Consider the following 25,068-nt stretch of genomic DNA (forward strand, 5'->3'; position numbering starts at 1 on the left):
GTCACATTTTTACAAAATAACAAAAAATTCAAAATTCACCTATTGACTATAACGAAAAATAGGCGTATAATACTATCATCTATATATTGTTTAAAGGAGTTACACTATGAGAGTTTATAATTTTTCCGCAGGTCCTTCCTCTCTCCCTTTGCCGGTGCTTGAAAAAGCAGCCGCTGAAATGGTTGAATATCAGGATTCGGGTATGTCCGTTATGGAAATGAGCCATCGCTCACCCGTGTACGAAAAGATAATTGCAGATGCTCAGGCTACTTTCAGAAAAGTAATGAATATTCCCGATAACTATAAGGTTCTCTTTATGCAGGGCGGTGCGACCACCCAGTTTGCTGCTGTACCTCTTAACCTTATGAATAAGAACAAGAAGGCAGACTATGTTATTTCCGGTCAGTTCTCCAAAAAGGCTTACCAGGAAGCTAAAAAGTTTGGTGACGTAAGAGTTCTTGCTTCCAGTGAAGACAAAAACTTTACATATATTCCTACCTTCAAGAAAGAAGATATCCGTCCCGATGCAGACTATGTTCATATCTGCTTCAATAACACTATTTTCGGTACAAAATTCCCCGAAATCCCCGACACCGGAGATATTCCTCTTGTCGCAGACCTTTCCAGCTGTATTCTTTCCGAACCGGTTGACGTTACAAAGTTCGGTCTTATTTACGCGGGCGCACAGAAGAACATGGGTCCCTCCGGTCTTACTGTTGTTATCGTAAGAGAAGATCTTATCGGCAATATCAGAGAGAATTCTCCTGTTATGTTTGACTACAAAATTATGGCTGATAACGACTCGATGTACAATACACCTCCTTGCTATGCAATTTATATTGCAAAGCTTGTGTTTGAATGGGTTGAAAGCCTCGGCGGTCTTACCGAAATGAAGAAAATCAATGAGAAGAAATGTAAAATCCTCTACGATTTCCTTGATAATTCCAAGAGATTTATAGCTCCTGTCGAAAAAGGCTCCCGTTCCATGATGAACGTTACCTTCGTTACCGGCGATGCTGATCTGGACAAGAAGTTCTGCAAGGAAGCAGAAGCTAACGGCTTTGTAAATATAAAAGGTCACCGTTCCGTCGGCGGTATGCGTGCTTCAATCTACAATGCTATGCCTATCGAAGGCGTAGAAAAGCTTGTTGCTTTCATGAAGAAATTTGAGGAGGAAAATAAATAATGTACAATATCAAACTTCTCAATAAAATTGCTTCATGCGGTACAGACCTCTTTGATGCAAAGTACAATGTTGGTGAAAATGTAGAAAAAGCCTCTGCGATAATGGTTCGCTCTGCCTCCATGCATGAAATGGAGTTTGAGCCGGAATTGTGTGCAATTGCACGCGCCGGTGCGGGCGTCAACAACATTCCGCTGGATGTTTGCGCCGAAAAGGGAATTGTTGTCTTCAATACCCCCGGTGCTAACGCAAATGCTGTTAAGGAGCTTGCTATCTGCGCACTGCTTCTTTCTTCCAGAAAGATAACTGCAGGTGTTGAATGGGCAAAAACTCTTGAGGGCAACGAAGATGTTGCGAAAGCTGTTGAAAAAGGCAAGGGTCAGTTTGTAGGTCCCGAGCTTAAAGGCAAAAAGCTGGGTGTAATTGGTCTGGGTGCAATCGGCGTTATGGTTGCCAACACAGCTGCCCACCTTGGTATGACTGTGTATGGCTATGACCCTTATCTGACTGTTGATGCAGCATGGAATCTCTCACGCAGCATAGTAAAAGCAAATGAACTTAAGACCATTTACGAAAACTGCGATTATATTTCTGTGCATGTTCCTTCCACCCCCGAAACCAAGGGCATGTTCAACAAGGAAACATATTCTATGATGAAAGACGGCGTGAGAATTATTAACCTTTCCCGCGCTGACCTTTTCAACACATCAGATACACTGGATGCAGTAAAATCCGGTAAGATAGCAACCTATGTTACTGACTTCCCGACTGCCGAAACTATCAATGTCGATAATATTATTGCTATTCCTCATTTGGGCGCATCTACTCCCGAATCCGAGGACAACTGTGCAGTCATGGCGGCAGAGGAACTTATTGACTTTCTTGAAAACGGTAATATCAGAAATTCCGTAAACTATCCCACTGTAATTCTTCCTCGTTCTACCGATAAGCGTATTTGCATTCTTCACAAAAATATTCCTTCCATGGTTTCTCAGATTACCACTGTTCTTGCCGAAGATAAGGTGAACATCGAAAACATGCAGAATAAATCCAAAAAGGAATATGCTTATACCATGATTGAGGTTAACGGAGATGTGGCGGATAAGATAATCGCTGATATTTCCGCAATTGAAGGCGTTATCAAAGCGTTTGTTAAATAAGAATTCGATTTAAAAAGGCTCCGATGGTTTTCATCGGAGCTTTTTGCTTAAATGACGTTATATTCTAATAAAAATAGCATTTTTTGAAAATAATTGTTGTATTTTACTTGAAATTTATAATATATTATGATATAATATCTGTTATGATAGTTAATTGACAGGAGTGTGTTCAAGTGGTAAATATTGCATTGATAGGCTTTGGGGTTGTAGGCTCCGGAGTGTTTGAAATGGTGACAAAAAACAGCGAGGCTTTAAAGACATCCTGCGGTGATGATATTAATGTAAAATATGTACTTGATATCAGAGATTTTTCATCCCATCCGTCGGCTGAAAAATTCGTAAAGGATATAGATATTATTCTTAATGATAATGAGGTTTCTGTGGTAGTTGAAGCTATGGGCGGCTCTCACCCGGCGTATGAATATACCATGGCGTGCCTTAATGCTAAAAAGAGTGTTATCACTTCCAACAAAGAAGTGGTTGCTACTTTTGGTGAAAGTATGCTTAAATGCGCCAACGAAAACGGCGTGCGTTATCTTTATGAGGCAAGTGTTGGCGGTGGTATACCCATAATTCGTCCTCTGCATAAATGCCTCAGCGGTAACGATATTACAAAGGTGTTCGGCATTCTTAACGGAACAACCAACTACATCCTTACGCAAATGTTCAAAAACCAGAAGTCGTATGCAGACGCACTCAAAGAAGCTCAGGAGAAGGGCTATGCCGAGCGTGACCCTCGTGCAGATGTTGAAGGCATAGATACCTGCCGTAAGATTTGTATTATTTCCGATATTGTTTTCGGTGCTTTTGTTGATCCCAACGAGGTTCACACAGAGGGTATTCCCGCGGTTACTGCAGAGGACGTGAGCTATGCCGAAAGCAGAGGATGCTCCATAAAGCTTTTGGGTTATACCGAGAAGCGCGATGACGGAATTGTGATTCTTGTGGCACCTTTTATGGTTTCAAAAGACTTTATTCTCTCCAATGTGGATGATGTTTACAACGCTGTAACCGTTTACGGCAATTGTGTTCAGGATGTTACCTTCTGCGGCAGAGGCGCAGGTAAATTGCCTACTGCTTCGGCAATGGTTGGCGATATAATTGAGGCGGTAAACCATCCCGCGTTTCCCAATCGTGAGTTTGGCAGAGTAAATATCAATATTTGTGACCATAAGACCCAACCATTCTCGTTTTATGTTAAGGCAAGCGGCAATATTTCGGATGCTTTCGCTGATAGTGAAATTCTTTGCGAGAACGCACAGGGCGCGGTTGTTATTACTGCACCGATGACAGAACATCAGCTCGAAGAAAAGGCTGAAAAATACAATCTCAAGCTTGATAGAGTTATCAGATGCCTGTGATTATATATTCGTGTTGAATAAAATAATTTAAAGAGGATAGATGAAATGAAAGACAAGTTACAACAGATAAGGCTTGCCGCTAAGGATGAACTGAATAACATTCAGAATCCCGAAGAGCTTGAACAATTAAAGGTCAAGTATCTGGGCAAAAAGGGTGAGCTTACCGCAATTTTGCGTTCGATGAGTACACTTAGTGCTGAGGAACGTCCTGTTATCGGTCAGTTTGCCAATGAAGTAAGAGCCGATATAGAAAAATTTATTGAAGAAAAACGCATCTCACTTGCTGATGTTGTCATGAAGCAAAAGCTCAAGGCGGAGAAGATTGACGTTACCATCCCCGGTAAAAAGCGTCAACTCGGTCACACTCATCCGCTTACTGCTACTTCCCGCGAGATCGAGAAAATATTTCTCAGTATGGGATTTGATGTTCTGGAAGGCCCCGAAATCGAGTACGTAAGTAACAACTTTGATGCTCTCAATGCGCCCGATAACCATCCTTCCCGCGATCTTACCGATACATTCTATATAAATCCCGAAATTCTCCTGCGCACACAAACCTCTCCTATGCAGGCAAGAATAATGCGCTCCGGAAAGCCTCCGATACGCGTTGTTTGCCCGGGCAGAGTTTACCGCTCGGATGAGGTTGATGCTACCCATTCTCCCATGTTCCACCAGATGGAGGGTCTTGTCGTTGACAAAAACATTGTTATGGGTGACCTTAAAGGTACACTTGAAGTGTTTGCCAAGAGCATGTTTGGTGAAGATGCGAGAATTCGTTTCCGTCCTCATCATTTCCCTTTCACCGAACCTTCTGCAGAGGTTGATATCTCTTGCTTTGTGTGTGGCGGTAAAGGCTGTCGCGTTTGTAAAGGTGAGGGTTGGATCGAAATACTCGGTGCAGGTATGGTACATCCCAATGTGCTTCGAAACTGTGGCATAGACCCCGAAGAGTATTCCGGATTTGCGTTCGGTCTTGGTATTGAGCGTGTTGCAATGAGAAGATATAACATTGACGATATGCGCCTTTTGTATGAAAACGATATGCGCTTCCTGTCGCAGTTTTAGGAGGTAAAGAACATGAATTTATCTTTCAATTGGCTTAGTGATTTTGTTGATGTTGATAAGCTTCCCGCGCCTAAGCAGTACTGTGATCGTATGACCGATACCGGCTCTAAGGTAGAAGGCTTTGAAATTCTTGGTAACGATATAGAAAATGTTGTTGTGGGCAGAATTATTTCGACAGAAAAGCACCCCGATGCTGATCGCCTTACCATTTGCCAGATAGCGGTAGGTGAGGGTGATCCTGTTCAGATAGTTACCGGTGCTTCCAATATTGCAGCAGGCGATTTGGTTCCGGTTGCAAAGGACGGATCCACACTTCCCGGCGGAGTCAAGATTAAAGCAGGAAAACTGCGCGGTGTACCTTCAAACGGAATGCTTTGCTCCATTGGTGAACTTAATCTTACGCTTCGTGATGTTCCATATGCTGTTGAAGACGGCATACTCATTCTTCAGGAATCCTGCGAGGTTGGCGATGATATACGCGATGTTCTTAATCTGTGGGATACTGTTGTTGAATTTGAAATTACTCCCAACAGACCTGATTGCAACTCTATAATTGGTCTTGCACGCGAAACTGCGGCTTCGTTTGACCTGCCGTTGAATATTAAGGAACCTATGGTTAAGGGCTCGGGTGACGATGTCAATAATTATGTCAGCGTTGAAGTACGCGATCCTGACCTTTGTCCCAGATATTCCTGTAAGGTTGTAAAGAATGTAAAGATCAAGCCGTCACCCAAGTGGATGCGTTCAAGACTTCGCGCAATGGGTGTGCGCCCCATAAATAATATAGTTGACATTACAAACTATGTAATGCTTGAATACGGTCAGCCTATGCATGCTTTCGATTATAACTACATCGACGGCGGTAAGATAGTAGTCCGCCGTGCTGCTCAAGGCGAAACGGTTACAACTCTTGACGGCAATGTACGTGAGCTTACCACTGATATGCTTACAATAAGCGACAGCAAAAAGCCGGTAGGCCTTGCAGGTATTATGGGCGGTGAAAACAGCGAAATCAATGAAAATACAACTACTGTTGTGTTTGAATCCGCTAATTTCAACGGAACCTCTATCCGTCTTACCTCCCGCGCACTCGGTCTTCGTACCGATGCTTCGGGCAGATATGAAAAGGACATCGATACCGAGTATACCATGCCCGCACTTATGCGTGCTTGTGAGCTTGTTGAAATGCTGGAAGCAGGCGATGTGGTTGACGGCTTTATTGATGTTTATCCCGTTAAGTATCAGGAAAGAAAAGTGGAGTTTTCTCCGGAAAAAATCGATAAGCTTCTCGGTCTTGGTCTCAGCCGTGAAAAAATGGAATCAATCCTTAAGTCTCTCTATTTCAAAATAGAGGGTGATTATCTTATTCCTCCGTCTTACCGTGCCGATGTTGAGCAGACTGCGGATATTGCGGAAGAAATTGCCAGAATGTACGGATATAACAATTTCCCCTCAGCTAACTTCAAATGTGAGGTTAAGCGCGGCAGATACAGCCCCTTGGCTGAATTCCGTAACACTGTGGAGGAGGTTGTTCAGGCGCTGGGACTTTCCGAAATACAGACTTATTCTTTCATAAGCCCCAAAACCTTCAATATGCTCAACATGCCAGAAAACGATCCTCGCAGATGTGCAGTTAAGATAATTAATCCTCTCGGCGAGGATACCAGTGTAATGCGTACAACTGCTGTTGGCTCGATGCTGGAGGTTATTTCTCATAACCGTAATTTCAGAAATCCGGCTGTGTCTCTTTATGAGTTTGCAAAGACATATATTACCGATAATCCCACACTTTCGGATGGTAATCTTCCCGTAGAGAAAACCTCACTTGTTATGGCGTTTTACGATAACGGCGACTTCTACGACCTCAAGGGAATGATGGATGCGGTTATGCAGCAAAGCGGTGTGACTAAGTACGAGTATATTTCTTGTGCTGACGATTCTACCTTCCACCCGGGAAGATGTGCGGTTGTCAAGGATTCGGATAATGTATATGCTACTCTTGGCGAAATACATCCCACTGTACTTAAAAACTATTCTATCGATATCCCTGTATATCTTGCTGTTGTTGATATTGATCTGCTCTTTGCCAATGCCAAGGTTACAAAGGAGTATAAGCCTCTTCCCAAATTCCCCGCAATTACACGAGACCTTGCGTTCGTGTGCGATGATTCTGTCGAAATTGGACAGCTTGAAAAATGTATTGCCAAGTATGCAGGTAATAAGCTTGTAGCGGTAACGCTGTTTGATATATTTACAGGCGCCCGCCTCGGAGAAGGTAAGAAGAGTGTTGCTTTCAGCCTTACACTCAGAGATGACAATAAAACTCTTACCGATGAAGATGCCGACAAAATTACCGCAAAGGTTATCCGCGGTATGGAATTTGACCATAGCGCAGTCTTGCGCTCGTAAATAGCAAAAAAACCATAATATAGTGTGCACTCACATTATATTATGGTTTTTTAAAAAAAGTCTTGCAATTTTCATAAATCGAGAGTATAATTAATCCAAAATTATATATGGAGGTCTTAACTATGGATATAGTCAGACTTGGTATAATCGGTGTGGGAGGCATGGGAACAGCCCATCTTAACTATATCGGTTGTAAACATGAAATTGAGGGCGTTAAGCTTACTGCTATTGCCGACATTGCCCCGGAAAAACTTGCGGCAGCAAAAAAGAAGCTCGAAAATGAAAACGGCGGAAGTTATGATGTCGCTGTTTTTGAAGATTACGTGTCACTTCTCGATAGCGGACTTGTTGACGCTGTGCTTATTGCCACACCGCATTATCTGCACCCTGTTATAGGCATTGAAGCTCTCAATCGAGGTATTCATGTCCTTAGTGAAAAACCTATTGGCGTTTATACCAAAAAGGTTGAAGAACTGTACGAGGTTGCGAAGAAGAGCGGCAAAGTCTTTGGTATTATGTACAACCAGCGTACCGATCCAATGTACAGAAAAATGCGCGAAATTGTGCAAAGTGGTGAACTGGGAGAACTTAAGCGTATTATTTGGATAATCACCAACTGGTATCGCACACAGTCCTATTACAATTCCGGCGGATGGCGCGCTACATGGAAAGGCGAAGGCGGTGGTGTTCTGATTAATCAGTGCCCTCACAATCTCGACCTCTGGCAATGGATTACCGGCATGCCCTGCAGAATAAGAGGTTTTCTTAACGAAGGCCAGTACCACGATATAGAGGTTGAAGATAACGCCACAATATATGCCGAATATGCTAATGGTGCTGTTGGTACATTTATAACCACAACCGGTGAGGCCCCCGGTACAAACCGCCTTGAGATTTCCGGTACAAGGGGTAAGCTGGTTTCAGAAAACGCAAAGCTCACTTTTTACCGCCTAAAGGTTGATGAACGTGAATTCAATGCCAATTCTTCCTCTACAAGTATTACAGGAGAAGATATGGAGGTCATTGATGTTGATTATGGTGAATATACCACTCTTAAACAGCATAAAGGCATCACTCAGAATTTCGTCAATGCTATTCTCAAGGGCGAAGAGTTAATTGCACCCGGTTACGATGGCATAAACGGTCTTACGATTTCCAATGCCGCAATGCTTTCTTCCTGGACGGATGCATGGGTTAATCTTCCTATCGATAAAGAGCTTTTCCTCAAAAAGCTCAATGAAAAAATAGAGTGCTCAAAAGAAAAGTCCAATGTGAACGAAAGAGTACTTGATACCGAAGGCACATATGGTGAGCAGAAAAAAATCAACTGAATATGATGTGGATTTTAGAAGTCGGGAAGTTTTCCCGACTTCTTTTTACACAATTTATATAGAAATCTTAATAAATATACTGTATACTGAATGTATAAAATGAATAAGAGGAATATAAAATGAAGAAATTTTTATTTTTGGTGATATTTATATTGTTAACCATGCTATTTCTTGCTTCTTGCAGTAATGCAGAAAATACAAGCATCGAAAATGGTGATATTACTTCGGAAGTGGGGACATCGGGTGCAGTATTTGACCCTAATGCAAAATTTAACACAATCAGCATCATTGTTGACGGTGAGGTTAAATACAGCGGAAAATATGAAAATAACGAAAGTATTACCGCTTTTGAACTCCTTAAGAAGTTTTGTGAGGATAATGCACTTGAATACGCTCATCTGGATGGTTACGTTAATTCCATAGCCGGCTATAATAATTCAGCTGAACGCGGTTGGCTGTATTTCTTCAACGGAGAGATGCCGACCGCTCCCGCTTCGGACTATAATATTGTTAAAGGCTATGACAATACAATAGAGTTTAAGTATATGAAGTACAGCGAAGCTTTCCCGAAATAAAAGAAAGGAATATTTAATGAAAAGAAGACAAGCGATTTTTTTACTGCTCATTTCGTGTTCACTTGTTCTTACGCTATTTCTTGGGTCAATCGTTTATTATTTTACTGCCAATTCCGATGTGACGGGTGCTCTGGCGGAAAACGACGATGAAAATACAATTACAGTCGGAAACACTGTCAATGATTTGAATTACATATCCGTCAAGCGCGCCGGCTGTGAAAAAGATAAGGAAATACGTGGTGTCTGGATTTCAACCGTTTATAACATTGACTTTCCAAGTAAACCGAGTCTTAATAAAATACAGCAGATGGCTGAGCTGAATGCAATAGTTGAAACGGCTAAGAAATCTAATCTTAACACTATCTTTTTCCAGGTGCGCCCAACTTCCGATGCATTATATAAGTCGGAAATATACCCTACATCCGCATTCCTGACGGGTGAACAGGGGGCAACGCTCATGGATGATTTTGATCCGTTGGAATACTTGACAAAAATAGCCCATCAGAATGGTATAAAGCTTCATGCCTGGATTAATCCGTTTCGCATTACGCCGGGGTCAAAGGCTACCTTCGAGTCAGATGTAAACGCTCTTTCTGAAGATAATCCTGCTGTGGTACATAAAGAGTGGACGGTACCATATGAAGACGGAAAGCTCTATTTTGACCCGGGAATACCTGAAGTAAGGCAGTTGATTATAGACGGGGCTGTTGAAATAGTAAATAACTACGATGTGGACGGAATACACGTAGATGACTATTTCTATCCGTATCCCGTTTACATCACAAATGAAAACGGCAAACGTGTCCCGGCTGAATTTAAAGATGATTACAGTTACGGAAAGTACGGCAACGGTGCCGACCGTGGCGACTGGCGACGAGAAAATATCAATGCGTTTGTGCGTGATTTGAAAAACGCAGTTAAGCAGGCGGACAGTGAGTGCGAATTTGGCGTTTCCTGCGCGGGTATCTGGGCAAATTCATCTTCTCTTAAGGCTGGCAGCGATACCAATGGTATGCAAAGCTATTTTGATACATATGCAGATTCAAAGTACTGGATTGAAAATGGGCTTGTAGATTATATCTGTCCTCAGATTTATTGGGAAATGTCACATAAAACCGCTCCTTTTGATGTGGTTTGCAAATGGTGGAGCAGTGTTGTTGATGGTACTGATGTTGATTTGTATATCGGTCATGCACTTTACAAAAATCCTGATTGGAGCGACAAGACAGAGATTGCCCGTCAGATTGAATTTGCCCGCAGCTGGCATGGATATAAGGGCAGTGTGTTTTTTGGTTTTGACCAGCTTTCCGACAATATTGATGGCATGTGTGACAGAATAGCAAGTGTGTTTTATGAGGACTATTTTTACCCCGATGTCGATGCTACTGATGAAAGTGTAACATTCGGCAGTCCACACTCGTCTGATTTTGTAAGAGTTGGCAAAAGTTATATTCTCGGAAAAGCTGATCCGGGATATCCGCTTTATTATAACGGCAAAAAGCTTGCCAAGACAAAAAACGGCTATTTTAATATATATGCTGACATAAAAAGTGGCAGTAACAGTTTTAAGTTTACTCAGAATGGCATTGATACCGTTATTACACTAAAAACTGCCGATTCATCCGTAACCCCGAAGGATACTAACCTCGGCGGTATGATTATCAAAAAAGCTGTACCTACGGCAGATATTATCACTTCTCCCGGAAAGAGCATTTCTATTTCATGTACTGCTCCTGCAGGAAGTGCTGTTGTAGCTACGTTAGGCGAATTTTCTGTGACTTTAAAACCGCAAGGCAATGTAAAAACGTGGCCTGCCTATGAAGCACAGACCTATGTCGGCGAATTTAAGCTTCCCGTGGATGTGCCACAGGACAAAATGACCGATTTGGGAAATATTGTATTTACGGCTAAGCGCTCGGACGAAAGTGCTGATGCTGTCGGCTCAAGAGTAGTTTTGAAGCCTGATGGCTACAATGCATTTGTGCAGGTTGTTGACGATTATTCGTACCTAAAAATTTCACCCGACTCCAGTTTTTATGATGATTATTTGCCTGCATCTGTGGGAATGCGTGATTATGTTGAAAGTCTGGCTAACGGGTATTATAAACTGCGTTTCGGTGGATATATCGCTGAGAAAAATGCGAATTTTGTCGAAGGCAATCTTTCAGATGGCATGATTATATCTGCAGAGGGGTATTGTGATAATAAATCAACGTCAATAAAGTTTGAGGTGACCGAAAATGTGCCTGTGAACGGATTCTGTAAGAATGGTATATTTACACTGGAAATTTATAATGTTGATACGGAACACAATCCCATTATTGAAATGTTTGAAAATCCGCTGTTTGAAGAAGTTGAGATAAACGCAGACAAGGATAACTGTGTCACATATGCATTTAGGCTTAAAAACGCTGATAATTATTACGGCTTTAATGTTGAATATGTAGACGGTTATATAGTTTTAACTTTTAGAAATCCCGTAAAACTCAACCTTGAATCAGATAATCCACTGCGTGGTATTACCGTTATTGTTGACGCAGGTCACGGCGGAACTGATACAGGCGCCCTGGGATTTGTGTCTGAAGGTGACAGGGCAATGAATGAAAAAGATTTGAATTTGTCTGTGGCAAAAGCGCTTCAAAAATACTTAGTTGCCTACGGAGCTTCGGTTATTATGACTCGAAGTGATGACACCACTGTTTCGCTTGATGAACGAATGGATTTTCTTAATAAAAATCAAAGTGATCTTGTAATATCGGTTCATCATAATTCTCTGGAATATACTTCCAATGTCACCCGTGTACGCGGTCTTTTGGGCTTGTGGTGGAATGAAAGCGGACGCTTGCTTACAAAGAGCATTTCGGCTTCTGCCGCGCAAGGATTGAACAGATATGAACGCACACCTTCCGCTCAGAAGCTTGCAATGTGCCGAAATCATAAGTTCCCTTCAACACTCATTGAGCTTGGATTCATTACCTCAGCTGAGGAATATGAGCAAATAACACAGCCTGAAAATGTTGACCTTGCAGGAAAATCACTAGCAGACGGTGTACTAAACTATTTTGCAGCACAACAGAAGTATATTTAAAATCTAATGCCCGATTTTTAAACAATCGCTTTTAATGTTAAAAATCGGGCATATTTGTTTCGTGTTATTGCACAAATTATCAAAAAACTATTGACTAACAAAAGATTTTGGAGTAAAATAATAGTTAATAAACATATAATTCGACAATCATTTTATTGCAGAAAGGCATATTATGCGAAGATATCTTTTCTCCGGAAATATTTCAGAGCTGGACATATTTAAGTACGACGTTTTAGTTATCGGCAGCGGTATTGCGGGATTGTATTCTGCGCTTCATATTGATGCGAATAAGACGGTAGGACTCATAACAAAGGTTGGTATAGACGAAAGCAATTCCTGGCTGGCACAGGGCGGGATAGCCGCCGTTATGTCAAAAGAGGACCGATCGGAGCTTCACATTGCTGATACTCTCAAAGCGGGTGCAGGGCTTTGTGACGAAGAAGCGGTAAGAGTCCTGGTTAACGAAGGACCGGAAAATATTCGTGCGCTTGTTGATATGGATGTACCTTTTGACCTTAACAGTGAAGGTGAACTTGCCATCACTCGCGAGGGCGGACACAGAATGCGACGTATTGTTCATTGCGGTGGGGATGCGACAGGACGTGAAACAACCAAGCGCCTTGGTGAAATTGTTATGCTTCGTGACAATATCCAGCCATATTTTCACACTATTCTTGTAGATATTCTTACCGATGACAGCGGTGTCTGGGGAGCAATATGCTACAATCTTGTGCAGCAAAAATATATGCTTTTTGTATCAGGAAATATAATTCTTGCTACAGGCGGTATAGGTCAGATATATAATTACACCACAAATCCTGTGGGTGCGGTAGGGGATGGCATCGCATGCGCTTTACGTGCCGGTGCACGGGTTACAAACATGGAAATGATTCAGTTCCATCCTACCACACTGATACCCTATGGAGCGTCTCCTCGACTTTTTCTGATTTCAGAAGCTGTAAGAGGTGAAGGGGGAGTATTGCGCAACAAAAAAGGCGAGCAGTTCATGAAGGGACGTCACGAAATGGCCGAGCTTGCTCCGCGCGACATCGTTACAAGAGGTATACTTGCTGAACTTCGAGAAAGCGGTGATTCCAACGTTTTTCTTGACGTCAGCAGTATGGATAAAGAATTCTTTTCCCATCGTTTCCCTACCATATACGCAGAATGCACAAAGCACGGCATCAACCTTCCCGGTGAACCAATACCTGTTCGCCCCGCACAACACTATCTCATGGGCGGCGTGAAAACCAATCTTGACGGTATGACTGATTTAACTGGGTTGTATGCCTGCGGTGAGGTCGCTAACACTGGTATTCACGGTGCAAACCGACTGGCATCTAATTCTATGCTTGAATGCCTCGTATTTGGCAGACGAAGTGCTTTACATATAAATAATAATTTTCGTTCTGTCCCCGAAGTGTATGATTTGGAAGCCGTAAAACGCAATATTACTGCTCAAATTTCTGTTTCTCAAATAAAGGTTGAACAAGATAAGCAGAAAATAAAAGATATAATGACCAATAATCTTGGCGCTATACGGCATACTGCCGATATGCAAAATGCAAAGAAGGATTTGCTCACTCTTTGGAAGGAATACGATAATATAATTTGCGATACTCCAGAGAAACTGGAACTTGTAAATATGTTTGAGGTTTCATATAAAGTTATTTGTGATGCACTCGCTCGTAAGGAAAGCGTAGGAGCGCATTACATCGAAGATTGAAGGAGATTACATAATATGTTCGGACTGGATGATATAATTCTTAATGCTCTCAGTGAGGACATCGGAACAGGTGACATAACCAGCCTTTCCACTATTCCTGCTGATAAAAAAGCCCATGGTCGTTTTATTGCTAAGGAAGATGGTATTATCTGCGGCACAGATGTGGTTGAGAGAACTTTTAAGCTCATAGACGATGATACCGTCATCAAATTTTTTGTAAAAGACGGAGATAGTGTAAAAAAGGGTGATGTGTTATGCGAGGTAAGCGGAAAAGCAATTAGTCTTCTTACTGCAGAAAGAGTTTCTCTCAATTTTTTGCAGCATCTTTCCGGAATTGCTACCCGCACCAATCAAGCTGTTGAACAGATTAAAGGTTATAATGCCAAAATTGCCGATACAAGAAAAACAACTCCCGGCTTACGTGTTCTTGAAAAACGTGCCGTTAAGGTGGGGGGCGGTGTAAATCATCGCTTTAATCTGGCGGATGGTGTTCTCATAAAGGATAACCATATTGTGGCGGCGGGCGGTATCAAAAATGCTGTTGAAGCAGCGCGAAAGAATGCGCCGCATACTTTGAAAATTGAAGTTGAAGTCGAAAACTTTGAAATGCTTAACGAAGCACTTGAAGCAGGCGCCGATATAATAATGCTTGATAATATGTCCAACGAAGATATGGCAAAGGCAGTAATGCTTATTAACGGAAGAGCCATAACGGAGGCATCGGGTAATATGGGTGAAAAAAGTCTTAAAGAAGTTGCGCAGACTGGTGTTGATTTGATTTCCATCGGCGCTGTTACACACTCGGTAAAGGCACTTGATATCAGTTTGAAGTTTAAAATGATTTAATCATGAATGCGCTGAAGAAAACCTTCAGCGCATTTTTAAATATAAAATAAAAACAGGCTGTCGACAGACAGCCTGTTTCTTGCGATAAATTAAACCGCTTTGGAATCCTTGCTCATTGTGCGCAGACAACGAGAGCAGATGTTGACTTTCTTGGTTGCACCGTTTAAAGTCATCTTAACTTTTCTTACGTTAGGCTTCCAAGTTCTTCCGGATTTTCTATTGGAGTGGGAAACCTGAAGACCGAAAGCTACACTCTTTCCGCAAATTTCGCATTTTGCCATCTATAACACACCTCCTATAAGCTACTAACTCAATATACTAGAATATTATATCACAACTTTTTAATAAAATCAATACTTTTGCAAAAATATTTTGGAATTTTTAATTAAAATCTGAATAAAACCGTGTACTACTCAGATAAAATCCTCAAACGGAGGAACTATTTCAAATACTTTTCCTGAAAGGTATTTGAGAACGCTGCCATCATCGGGGGTAAATTCCAGACTGTAAGAGCATAACGCTTGGTATTTAAAGCCTTTTTTGATGTCGTCACGGTTCACACCGTATTTTCCGTCTCCCATTAAAGGATGCCCCATATGTGCAAACTGTGCGCGTATTTGGTGAGTTCTTCCTGTGGCAAGTTCAGCTTCACAATATGATAAAGCAAGACTTTCATTTTCACGCAAAACTCTGTACTTTGTTATCGCTGTCACTGTTGAGGGAGTGGGCGACGGAAGAATACGCACCATATTTTCGGTACTGTTTTTCTCAAGGAAGTTTGTAAGCTTGCCCGATTTTTTCTTAAGAATACCGTGGCAAATCAACTTATACTTCTTCTTTACCTGGTTTTCTTTTATCATCGCATTGATTTCGCGCAAAGCGGCGGCGTTTTTTGCACAAATAACAATACCTACTGTATTGCGGTCGATGCGGTTGCAAAGCGACGGCGCAAACGAGGCTTCATTTTCGGGAATATATTCGCCCTTTTGGTACAAATACGCTTTGATGTTATCAATAAGTGTGTTCCGTGTTTGCACAGCATCCGGATGCACAGACATACCTTGAGGCTTGTTAGTCAGAAGAATATTGCAGTCCTCATACACGATATTGAGGTTGGGCGTTATATCTTTAAAATTGTATTCCTGTGGTTTGGAAAAGTCATCCTTTAGATACAACTCCACAACATCGCCCTCCTTGAGGCGATAATCCTGCGTGGTGCGCTTCTTATTAACTTTGACATCTTTTGTTCGTATTGCTTTGTAAAGAAGCGAAAACGGCAATGTGGGCATTACCTTGGATATATATTTATCCAAACGTTGGCCACTGTCGTTGGAGTTAATTACAAAACTACTGTACTTCAAGGCCTGTATAACCGGCTTCCTGCAATACTGTCAAAGCTTTGAAATCCTTTTCTATTCTCAGGATAACGCATGCCTTGTTTGCAGTTTGTGAAACGAATGCGTAAGCATACTCAACGGGAATGCTGTTGTCGGCAAGAAGTCTGAGACAACCGGCAAGTCCACCCGGCGTATCGTCAATGGTTACAGCCAGAACGCTTGTGATAGAAACGGTAAGCCCTGCTTCCTTCAATACATTTTCGGCATGCTCGGGGTTATCAACAATGACTCTCAGAATACCGAAATTGGTAGTATCGGCAATCGACAATGCCAGAATGTTAATATTATTTCTTGCGAGAATTTCTGTGATATCTGCAAGGCGTCCGTGCTTGTTTTCAACAAAAATTGAAATCTGTTTAATTATCATGTCTTTTCCTCATATACAATTATATCCGGATTCAAAAGCTTTCAAGTTAACATCAAGAAGCTTTTGAGGCACTGATTTTTCCAAAGCTTCAAGCAGCTGTTCTTTGGTGAAATCGCTGTAATGCGCCATGAGACCTATGAGTACAACGTTAACAGCCTTTATAGAACCTGCCTCTTCAGCTTTCTTAAGTGCATCCACTGCAACAACTTTGATGTTTTTACCTTCGATTTTACTGATTATTTCATCAGGATAACCGACAGCTCCGGTAATTACAGGCATCGGCATAACCTTTTGAGTTGAAGTGATAAGAACACCGTCCTTTTTGAGATATGACAGCCAGCGTGCAGCTTCGAGCTGTTCAAAAGAAAGTATAATATCAGCTTCACCCTGACCAATGACGGGGGAATGTACCTTATCACCATATCGTACATATGTCACAACAGAACCTCCGCGCTGTGACATACCGTGTACTTCACTGACTTTTACATCGTATCCGAGTGCCATAGCGGCATTTCCGACAATTCTGCTGGCGAGCAGGGAGCCCTGACCGCCGACACCTACAATCATTATGTTCTTAATCATTTTCAGCACTCCTTTCTTATCTCTTTACATGTATTATGCTGTCAAATCTGCACATGTTTTTGCAAAGACCGCAACCGATACATAAAGAGGTGTCGATAGAAGGCTTAACACCGCCGATTGTGGAAATAGCGGGACATGCAATTGACATACAAGCACGGCAGGCACGGCATTTTTCGGAATCAATAGTGTAGTAAGTGTCTTTTGGTACCTGCTTGAGAAGAGCGCAAGGACGTCGTACAATAACAACAGAAGGAGTGTCGCTGTCTATTTCCTCACGGATAACTTTTTCAAGATTTTTAGGGTCGGCAGGATCGCAAATGCGGATATGTTCGGGATCTATTCCGGCACCCTCGCATATTTTTTCTATGGAAATCGGCTTCACGGGCTGATTTTTCAGAGTGAATCCGGTTGTGGGGTTCTGCTGATGTCCGGTCATACCGGTGATACTGTTGTCAAGTATCAGCACCGTAGAAATCCCCTGATTATATGTAATATTACACAGACCGGTTATACCCGAATGCATGAATGTTGAATCGCCGATTACAGCAACGGTATTTCTGGGATTATTTCTAACCTTGTCAAAACCGTGAAGAGAGGAAACGGAAGCGCCCATGCAGAATGTGGTATCAATTGCGCCAAGCGGGGGTACGGCGCCGAGGGTGTAGCAACCTATGTCTCCGCAAACCGTAAGCTTCATCTTTTTGAGGGTATAGAAAAGACCGCGATGGGGACATCCGGGGCACATTACAGGCGGACGATTTGGGAGCTCTTCGTCAAGCTTTACGTAGTCTGCCTTGATGCCCAGCAATTTTTCACGAAGAAGCTCGTGAGAAAACTCTGAAATTTTAGGAAGAAGATTCTTGCCGTCACAATTAATACCAAGCTTCTTAAGCTGTGTCTCAAAAATATCATCCAGCTCCTCAATTACGATAACACGTTCAACCTGAGAAGCGAATTCGATAAGTGCTTTTTCGGGCAGAGGATAAACCATACCCAGCTTGAAGTATGAAGCATCATTGCCGAATACTTCTTTGGCATAATCATAAGAAATTCCCGAAGTTATGATACCTATTTTCTTGGAGTTGTATTCAACCTTGTTGAAAGGACAGCCCTCGTCAGCCCACTTCACCATATCATCAAGTCGCTGTTCTACAACAACATGACGTTTTTTGGCATTTGCGGGCATCATTACGTATTTCTGGGCATCTTTTACGTATTCCTTTACAGGTGCTTCGACTCTTTCTGCGGTGTCGACAATACTCTGAGAGTGTGAAACTCTGGTGGAAAGTCTCAGAACAAATGGAGTATCATATTTTTCAGAATACTCATAAGCCATCTTTATGAACTCAAGACATTCCTTGCTGTCAGAAGGCTCAATCATGGGAAGCTTGGCAGCGGCAGCGTAATGGCGAGAATCCTGCTCGTTCTGAGAAGAATGCATTCCGGGGTCATCAGCTACCGCAATAATCATTCCGCCGTTGATACCTGTGTAAGCAGTTATAAACAACGGGTCTGCGGCAACATTCAGACCTACGTGCTTCATGGCGCAAAATGTTCTTCCGCCTGCAACTGCACCACCCAGTGCAACCTCAAGCGCCACCTTTTCGTTTGGTGCCCATTCTGCATAAATTTCATCATATTTTGCAGCAAATTCGGTAATTTCGGTACTGGGAGTTCCGGGATAACTGGAAACCAGTACGCATCCGGCTTCGTACAATCCGCGCGCGACGGCTTGATTGCCGAGCATAATTGTTTTAGACATAACTTTTTCCTCTATTAATAAATTAAATTGTTTTCTTTCCGCGCATGTCAACGATGCGTTTCGCCTTGCCTGCTGTACGCTCGATTGTCTTGGGCTGAAGCAGGGTGATTTTAACATCTATTCCCAAAATTGTTTTGATGTTCTGGTGTATGGAATTCTGAAGATTTTCAAGCTCAGAATACTTTTCAAGCAGTGAACCGTCGGTAAGCTCAACACGGACTTCGATGCTGTCCATGTAATTCTTGGTGGTGAGAACAAGCTGGTAGTTGGGACTGATATGAGGTGTTTTAACAAGGATGCTTTCAATCTGTGAAGGGAATACATTAACACCCTTTACTTTTAGCATGTCGTCCGCGCGTGCTGTAACTTTTTTCATACGTACATGTGTTCTTCCGCACTGACATACTTCGTAGTTTAAGCTTGAAATATCCTTGGTACGATATCTGAGAAGCGGGAACGCTTCCTTGGAAAGTGTGGTGAACACCAATTCACCCGATTGCGAAGGATCGTCAAGAACCTCAAGGGTTTCGGAAGATATAATTTCGGGAATATAGTGATCTTCGGCAATGTGCAGACCGCAACGGTATATACATTCACCCGAAACACCCGGACCTGTTAGCTCGCTCATTCCGTAGTTATCTGTTACAAAAAGTCCCCAAGCTTCTTCAAGCTTATCACGCATTTCATCGGTACAACCCTCTGAGCCCATAAGACCGAGACGGAGCTTGAAGTTCTCACGGCTTTTGCCCATTTCCTTAGCGACCTCGGACATATACAGAGCATAAGAGGGGGTGGAAATAAGGGTTGTGGTTCCAAGATCCTCCATGAGCATTATCTGCTTTTCAGTGTTGCCGCTTGAAGCGGGAATAACGGTGGCACCAATGCGTTCGAGACCATAGTGAAGACCCAAAGCACCTGTGAAAAGTCCGTACCCGAAAGAAACCTGCGCAACATCATCCGCGGTTGCACCTGCGGAAACAACAATACGAGAAACAAGGTTTGTCCATAGCTCCACATCATTTTTTGTGTAACCGACAACGGTAGGTTTTCCGGTTGTGCCGGAAGAAGCATGAATTCTTACTACCTCTTTTTTAGGTACGGCAAACAACCCAAAGGGATAGTTGTCGCGTATATCCTCCTTGGTAGTGTAGGGTATGTACTTTATATCGGAAAGCTGTTTTATTTTATCGGCTGTAACCTTTGCATCGTCAAGTTTTTTCTTGTAGAAGGGAACATTATTGTAACAGTAGTCTACCAGCTTTTTCAGCTTTGCCAGCTGGAGAGCCTCGATATCTGATCTTTTCATGGTTTCAATGTCTTTTTGCCAAAAATTAATGCCCATTTTAAACCTCGCTATTTTGAATACTTACATTTTAATATAAAAAACGACACTATAATTATATCACATAATTCCGTTTGTGTCAATGGCTTACAACAAAAGAACACCGCCAAAATCATAAAGCTTTCTATTCGAAAGGCAGATTTCTTCAACATTGCGGTCATATATGAATTTGTGTATCGCTTTATAGTCCGGATGAAGCGTTATGTCGCCAAAAAATAAAAGCTTGTTGTCAATTAAACCGGATGCACCGCCTATAAATCCGTAGTTATACCCGTCAATACAAATGTGCCCCTGTGAAATGAGAAGCACATCGAGACCGCACTTTTCGCCCGCTCTTTTGAGTGAAATATCCGATGTAATAAAGGAATATTCATTTACTTTGCATATTGAACATTTCGCGTATCCTTGCTTCACATCGACTACTTTCAGACTTGTGTTTTCAAGAATAACTGGTGAAACGTACTTTTCACGGCAAAAAAGGAATTCTGAAACAGCAGCGGCATTAAACCTTATGTCGTACGGATATTTGATTGAACCGCTTTGTTCAAACGAATCAGTTATGACTTTTACGTGTGATGGGATTAAAGATGAAATTTTATCGTATGTTTCACGCTCAATGACCCAAAAATCTTCTCTGAGTTTAAAGCAAAGCATATCTGCGTGAGAAGATACCGGCCCATCAAGTCTACTGTGATAGGGGATATGTATAACATCAACACCGCTTTTTACAAAAGCGGTGTTGATATCACTGTCTATTAGTTTACTGCAAAAAACGTATCGCATAGTTTGTAATATATCTTTCATTTGTGTTAAATGTGTTTGCTTGAGTTATTGTCAGCGTCACTTCAAGGAATATTATTATCAAATAAAACCTCGGAGGTATTCATGACACTTATAAGATGCTCTGATAACTGTATTTATCAGAAAGAAGGGTACTGTACCCGAGAAGAAGATAAAGAAAAATACGAAATATCACGTCTTTCAATGATAAATAACTGTCTGTATTATATTGAAGCGCAAAGCGGTGAAATTATTCATTATGAACATTGAAAAGTTCAATTGCTTCAAAAATGCTGGTTACACCAATAAGATTAACACCATCGGGACAGGTGATCTTGCTCATATTACGCTTGGGTATAAGTATAATTTTAAAGCCAAGACGCGCCGCTTCATTGATGCGTTTTTGTAAAAAACTGACAGAACGGATTTCACCCGCAAGACCTATTTCTCCAATGGCAATAACTTCGTCCGAAATGGGAATGTTTTTGAATCCCGACACGAGAGAAAGCATGATCCCCGCATCACAAGCAGGCTCGTCGATTTTCAGACCTCCCACAATATTCAGATAAACGTCCTGCGTTGAAAGATGGTAACCCAGACGTTTTTCCAGTACTGCAAGTATCAGTGACATACGGTTGAAATCCACACCTTGCGAAAGCCTTTTCGGAGAGGGAAAAACAGACTTTGTTACGAGAGCCTGTATTTCGGCTATGATTGGGCGTGTTCCTTCCATGATGCATACCGTACAGCTGCCGGGAACATTTTTGGGACGTCCGGAAAGCAGTGCCTGGCTTGGGTCGCCAACCTCGCACAGTCCTGCTTCATTCATTTCAAATACACCTATTTCGTTTGTGGAGCCAAAACGGTTTTTGATTGTGCGGAGTATCCTGAATGAGTTTGAACGCTCGCCTTCAAAATAGATAACAACATCTACCATGTGTTCCAGCACCTTGGGGCCTGCAATCGCACCATCTTTATTGACATGTCCGACTATCAGAGAAGCCATGCCGGTATTTTTTGTCTTTTCTATAATAGAAAGTGCAATTTGCTTAGTCTGGGTTATGCTTCCCGGGGGAGATGATATTTCCGGGTCATAGGTTGTCTGTATTGAGTCTATAATCAGTATGTCGGGGTGTATTTTATCAATTTCACCCATAATACCTTCAATATTTGTCTCACACATCACGTAAAGAGAGTCGTTGTCTACGTTAAGGCGTACAGCACGCATTTTGATCTGCTCGGCAGATTCCTCACCGGATACATATAAAACTTTTTTGTCCATGGTACGGCAAATCTGAAGCAGTAATGTGGACTTGCCGATGCCGGGCTCACCGCTTATCAGTGAAACCGAACCTTTGACAATGCCGCCACCCAAAGTGCGGTCAAATTCATTAATTCCGGTTTTGTAGCGAGTTTCGCTTTGATTGAGCTCAATATCGTTGATTTTAACGCTTTCCGTACTTCTGACTATGGATTCCTTTGCGGAAATTTTTGAAGAACCTTTTGTAATGCGTGATTCTTCAATAAGACTGCTCCATGCACCGCAAGCTTGACATTTTCCATACCATTTGCTGTGCTCATTTCCACATTCGGAGCACACAAATACAGTTTTTTTGTTACCGTTTACCATACTAAATTCCTTTGATTTATTGATTAAAATAGTCTGCAATTCCCATTGCTAAACAAAATGCCAATTTTTTTTGATAATCGTCCTGTGATAACAGCTGTGACTCGGCGACATTTGATAAAAAACCGCATTCAACAAGTGCGGCAGGCGTTTCAAGACGGTCAAGTATAAAAATCGAAGAGCCTGCTTTTTTTACCTCACGGTGGTTGTGCTGTTGAATAAGACGTCGTATTGTACGTTGGATTTTAATTGCCAGTATTTCGGAAGATGGATTATTTTTCGAAAAAAACACTTGTGTTCCACTGTATTTTTCAATACCGAATTTATTCATATGTATACTTACAAACAACGGTTCCTCAAACCCGCGTGTGAATTCAACACGGTATAACAGGTCGTTGCGCTTAATGAATTTGTCGGAATTTCCGGGAGAAATATCTTCAGAACGGGTAAATTTAACGTCAAAATCCATAATTGAAAGTATTTCCCCAAGTTTTTTTGAAACCTCTAAGTTGATGTTTTTTTCCGCAATACCGTTTATGCCGCTCGCTCCGTTATCGGGACCACCGTGCCCCGGATCAATAACAATCACCTGACGTTTTTTTTGCGGGGTCTTATTTACGGTAAGAACGGCATTATAATCAGGAAACATTCTTTTTCCGGCAGTTATATATCCCGTGCGCGAAATCAATATAAATATCGCTGTAAAGATAATCAGGAACAGTAAGAATTTGACAATAAATATATTTGCGTTTTTTCTGTCGCTCATATTAATCACCCGTCAACATTTTATGCCGACGGGAAAACGGATATGTTAGTCTTTTTTATTTTCGGGAATAATGCGTATATTTCTATAACCCATGGCATAAGCCAGTCCGCCTACGATTATTGCGGGAAATATTGCTAATATATAAAAAACAAAGTGATAGGAAAATATGAGTGCGATGCCGTGATACATGCCCTGAAAACAGAAGGTAAGTATAAGCTTTGCAGCAGTGTAAGCCACATCTGCAAAATAACTTGTATAAGTCATTTCCTTTGTTATTACGGAGAAAACAGCGGTCAAAACGATGGTGGGTATTGAAGCGTACAGAGCATAAAGAAAACCTTTTAAGGGTGTACTTACGCCGGTGCGCTGCGCAGTCAGAACATCTCGTGCACCTTTATCCCACAGATTATGATAAATCAGGAAAAAATACAGAAAAATCGGTATACAGCTTGCAAGCGATGCGAACTGTTCGCTGATCGCAAGTGTGGACAGGGTAATCATAATTCCGAAGATTGACATTACAAATTGATTCAGAAGCATTCTTACAATAATTGGAGTATTGCTTTTCATGATATTCACCTTTCAACAGTTGATTACAATAATTATAAGTCTAATTTGAAGTTTTTTCAATAGCAAAAAGTGAAATTTTATCGAATTATATTTACAAATAAGAAAAATTGTTGTATACTTGATGTGCAAAAGGAGGCGTTAAAGTGAAGCAAAGCTCAGAGATTATCAATAATTATATTTCATATGCTTTAAATGTTCAGGGGCGCTCCCGTCTTACGTGCGCAAAGTACCGTAATGATCTTGAAAATTTTCTCAAGTATTTGCTTGTCAAAAAGAAAGGGTATGAACACGGTGATGAAATAGATCTTTCAGAAGCGGACTTAAGATTTATTCGCTCCATCCGCTCGTCTGACATATATGATTATTTGCTTTACAATGCCATTGATTTGGAAAATATGCCTGCTACAAGGGCGCGCCATCTTTCTTCCATAAAGAGCTTTTTCAGATTTTTGACCAACAAGGAAAAAGTACTGGACGAGAATCCTGCTGTTAATATTGATGCGCCAAGTGTCAAAAATAAACTGCCTAAGTACATGTCGCTCGATGAATGCATTGCGCTTCTCGAAGCCATCCGTACCTCCAATCAGCAATACCGCGTGCGTGATTACGCTATAGTCACTTTGTTTCTTAATTGCGGTATGCGTCTTTCTGAGCTTGTGAATATTAATTTTTCAGATATAGAAAGTGATATGTCCAAGTTAAAGGTTACCGGAAAAGGTTCTAAGGAACGAGTCATTTATCTTAATGATGCCTGCCGTGACGCCTTGAATGAATACATTGAGTTTCGCAGTGCGGAGCACAGTAAAGATTCTGATGCATTGTTTATAAGCCGTAACAGCAGACGGGTCAGCAACAGCACCGTTCAAAAGATGCTTGAAAAATACCTTATTCTTTCGGGACTTTCCAAACGCGGTTACTCGGTTCATAAGCTAAGACACACCGCGGCAACGCTAATGTATTCTACCGGAAAAGTGGATATAAGAGTACTGAAAGACATTTTGGGTCACGAACAGCTTAATACTACACAGATTTATACCCACATAAGCGATAAAAGCATGGAGGACGCTGTCAACAGTAACCCTCTTTCAAACATTAAAAAAATCAAAAAATAACGAAATCCCGCAGCAGTAC

21 protein-coding genes are annotated in these 25,068 nt (G+C 41.7%); 11 read left to right on the top strand and 10 right to left on the bottom strand.

The features are described 5' to 3' along the window. Positions 1 to 106: 106 nt before the first annotated feature. From serC to nadC, 10 genes are all read left to right on the top strand, one after another. Positions 107 to 1,186: a 3-phosphoserine/phosphohydroxythreonine transaminase gene (gene serC / locus E7588_01365; protein MBE6687907.1), complete on the top strand. Its 1,080-nt coding sequence runs from the start codon at positions 107 to 109 to the stop codon at positions 1,184 to 1,186. Next, the gene (locus tag E7588_01370) at positions 1,186 to 2,343 is read left to right on the top strand and encodes a 3-phosphoglycerate dehydrogenase (protein ID MBE6687908.1); all 1,158 of its coding nucleotides are present in this window, start codon (positions 1,186 to 1,188) and stop codon (positions 2,341 to 2,343) included. The genes serC and E7588_01370 overlap by 1 nt, the downstream gene beginning before the upstream one ends. A 173-nt stretch (positions 2,344 to 2,516) precedes the next feature. Then, a complete protein-coding gene (locus E7588_01375) occupies positions 2,517 to 3,704 on the top strand; it encodes a homoserine dehydrogenase (protein MBE6687909.1) in 1,188 nt (395 codons plus the stop codon). A gap of 45 nt (positions 3,705 to 3,749) precedes the next feature. Continuing rightward, positions 3,750 to 4,769, top strand: a complete 1,020-nt coding sequence (pheS, locus tag E7588_01380; GenBank protein MBE6687910.1) for a phenylalanine--tRNA ligase subunit alpha — start codon at positions 3,750 to 3,752, stop codon at positions 4,767 to 4,769. A 12-nt stretch (positions 4,770 to 4,781) separates the two neighbouring features. Beyond that, on the top strand, positions 4,782 to 7,178 hold the full coding sequence (locus tag E7588_01385) for a phenylalanine--tRNA ligase subunit beta (protein MBE6687911.1): 2,397 nt from the start codon (positions 4,782 to 4,784) through the stop codon (positions 7,176 to 7,178). A gap of 122 nt (positions 7,179 to 7,300) precedes the next feature. Continuing rightward, positions 7,301 to 8,509: a Gfo/Idh/MocA family oxidoreductase gene (locus E7588_01390; GenBank protein ID MBE6687912.1), complete on the top strand. Its 1,209-nt coding sequence runs from the start codon at positions 7,301 to 7,303 to the stop codon at positions 8,507 to 8,509. A 119-nt stretch (positions 8,510 to 8,628) separates the two neighbouring features. Further along, positions 8,629 to 9,084: a DUF4430 domain-containing protein gene (locus E7588_01395; protein MBE6687913.1), complete on the top strand. Its 456-nt coding sequence runs from the start codon at positions 8,629 to 8,631 to the stop codon at positions 9,082 to 9,084. Positions 9,085 to 9,100: 16 nt separating this feature from the next. Then, positions 9,101 to 12,172 carry a hypothetical protein gene (locus E7588_01400; protein ID MBE6687914.1) on the top strand — a complete coding sequence of 1,024 codons (3,072 nt, stop codon included), beginning with the start codon at positions 9,101 to 9,103 and terminating at the stop codon, positions 12,170 to 12,172. A 172-nt stretch (positions 12,173 to 12,344) separates the two neighbouring features. Next, a complete protein-coding gene (gene nadB, locus E7588_01405) occupies positions 12,345 to 13,898 on the top strand; it encodes an L-aspartate oxidase (GenBank protein MBE6687915.1) in 1,554 nt (517 codons plus the stop codon). A gap of 15 nt (positions 13,899 to 13,913) precedes the next feature. Continuing rightward, positions 13,914 to 14,744, top strand: a complete 831-nt coding sequence (gene nadC / locus E7588_01410) for a carboxylating nicotinate-nucleotide diphosphorylase (protein ID MBE6687916.1) — start codon at positions 13,914 to 13,916, stop codon at positions 14,742 to 14,744. An 89-nt stretch (positions 14,745 to 14,833) separates the two neighbouring features. On the opposite strand, the gene rpmB is transcribed toward nadC, so the two are convergent. The 10 genes from rpmB to E7588_01460 all read right to left on the bottom strand — a co-directional run bounded on the left by rpmB (position 14,834) and on the right by E7588_01460 (position 23,937). Then, on the bottom strand, positions 14,834 to 15,025 hold the full coding sequence (gene rpmB, locus E7588_01415; protein ID MBE6687917.1) for a 50S ribosomal protein L28: 192 nt from the start codon (positions 15,023 to 15,025) through the stop codon (positions 14,834 to 14,836). 132 nt (positions 15,026 to 15,157) lie between these two features. Further along, complete coding sequence (locus E7588_01420; GenBank protein ID MBE6687918.1) at positions 15,158 to 16,033, bottom strand: RluA family pseudouridine synthase; 876 nt, start codon at positions 16,031 to 16,033, stop codon at positions 15,158 to 15,160. 58 nt (positions 16,034 to 16,091) lie between these two features. Next, positions 16,092 to 16,508: an ACT domain-containing protein gene (locus E7588_01425; GenBank protein ID MBE6687919.1), complete on the bottom strand. Its 417-nt coding sequence runs from the start codon at positions 16,506 to 16,508 to the stop codon at positions 16,092 to 16,094. A gap of 9 nt (positions 16,509 to 16,517) precedes the next feature. Next, on the bottom strand, positions 16,518 to 17,090 hold the full coding sequence (locus tag E7588_01430) for an indolepyruvate oxidoreductase subunit beta (GenBank protein MBE6687920.1): 573 nt from the start codon (positions 17,088 to 17,090) through the stop codon (positions 16,518 to 16,520). A gap of 16 nt (positions 17,091 to 17,106) precedes the next feature. After that, positions 17,107 to 18,852, bottom strand: a complete 1,746-nt coding sequence (gene iorA, locus E7588_01435) for an indolepyruvate ferredoxin oxidoreductase subunit alpha (GenBank protein ID MBE6687921.1) — start codon at positions 18,850 to 18,852, stop codon at positions 17,107 to 17,109. A gap of 22 nt (positions 18,853 to 18,874) precedes the next feature. Then, entirely contained in the window at positions 18,875 to 20,188 is a 1,314-nt protein-coding gene (locus E7588_01440; protein ID MBE6687922.1) for a phenylacetate--CoA ligase, read from the bottom strand. Between the two features lie 93 nt (positions 20,189 to 20,281). Then, positions 20,282 to 20,977 (bottom strand): hypothetical protein, encoded by a 696-nt coding sequence (locus E7588_01445; protein ID MBE6687923.1) that lies wholly within the window; start codon positions 20,975 to 20,977, stop codon positions 20,282 to 20,284. A gap of 247 nt (positions 20,978 to 21,224) precedes the next feature. Further along, complete coding sequence (radA, locus tag E7588_01450) at positions 21,225 to 22,604, bottom strand: DNA repair protein RadA (protein MBE6687924.1); 1,380 nt, start codon at positions 22,602 to 22,604, stop codon at positions 21,225 to 21,227. 16 nt (positions 22,605 to 22,620) lie between these two features. Next, positions 22,621 to 23,367 (bottom strand): N-acetylmuramoyl-L-alanine amidase, encoded by a 747-nt coding sequence (locus tag E7588_01455; GenBank protein MBE6687925.1) that lies wholly within the window; start codon positions 23,365 to 23,367, stop codon positions 22,621 to 22,623. A 45-nt stretch (positions 23,368 to 23,412) separates the two neighbouring features. Further along, entirely contained in the window at positions 23,413 to 23,937 is a 525-nt protein-coding gene (locus E7588_01460) for a hypothetical protein (protein ID MBE6687926.1), read from the bottom strand. A 143-nt stretch (positions 23,938 to 24,080) separates the two neighbouring features. On the opposite strand from E7588_01460, the gene E7588_01465 reads away from it, so the two are divergent. Next, positions 24,081 to 25,049, top strand: a complete 969-nt coding sequence (locus tag E7588_01465) for a recombinase XerC (GenBank protein ID MBE6687927.1) — start codon at positions 24,081 to 24,083, stop codon at positions 25,047 to 25,049. The last annotated feature ends 19 nt before the right edge of the window (positions 25,050 to 25,068 follow it).

This window comes from Oscillospiraceae bacterium (assembly GCA_015065085.1).
Classification (GTDB): domain Bacteria; phylum Bacillota; class Clostridia; order Oscillospirales; family SIG627; genus SIG627.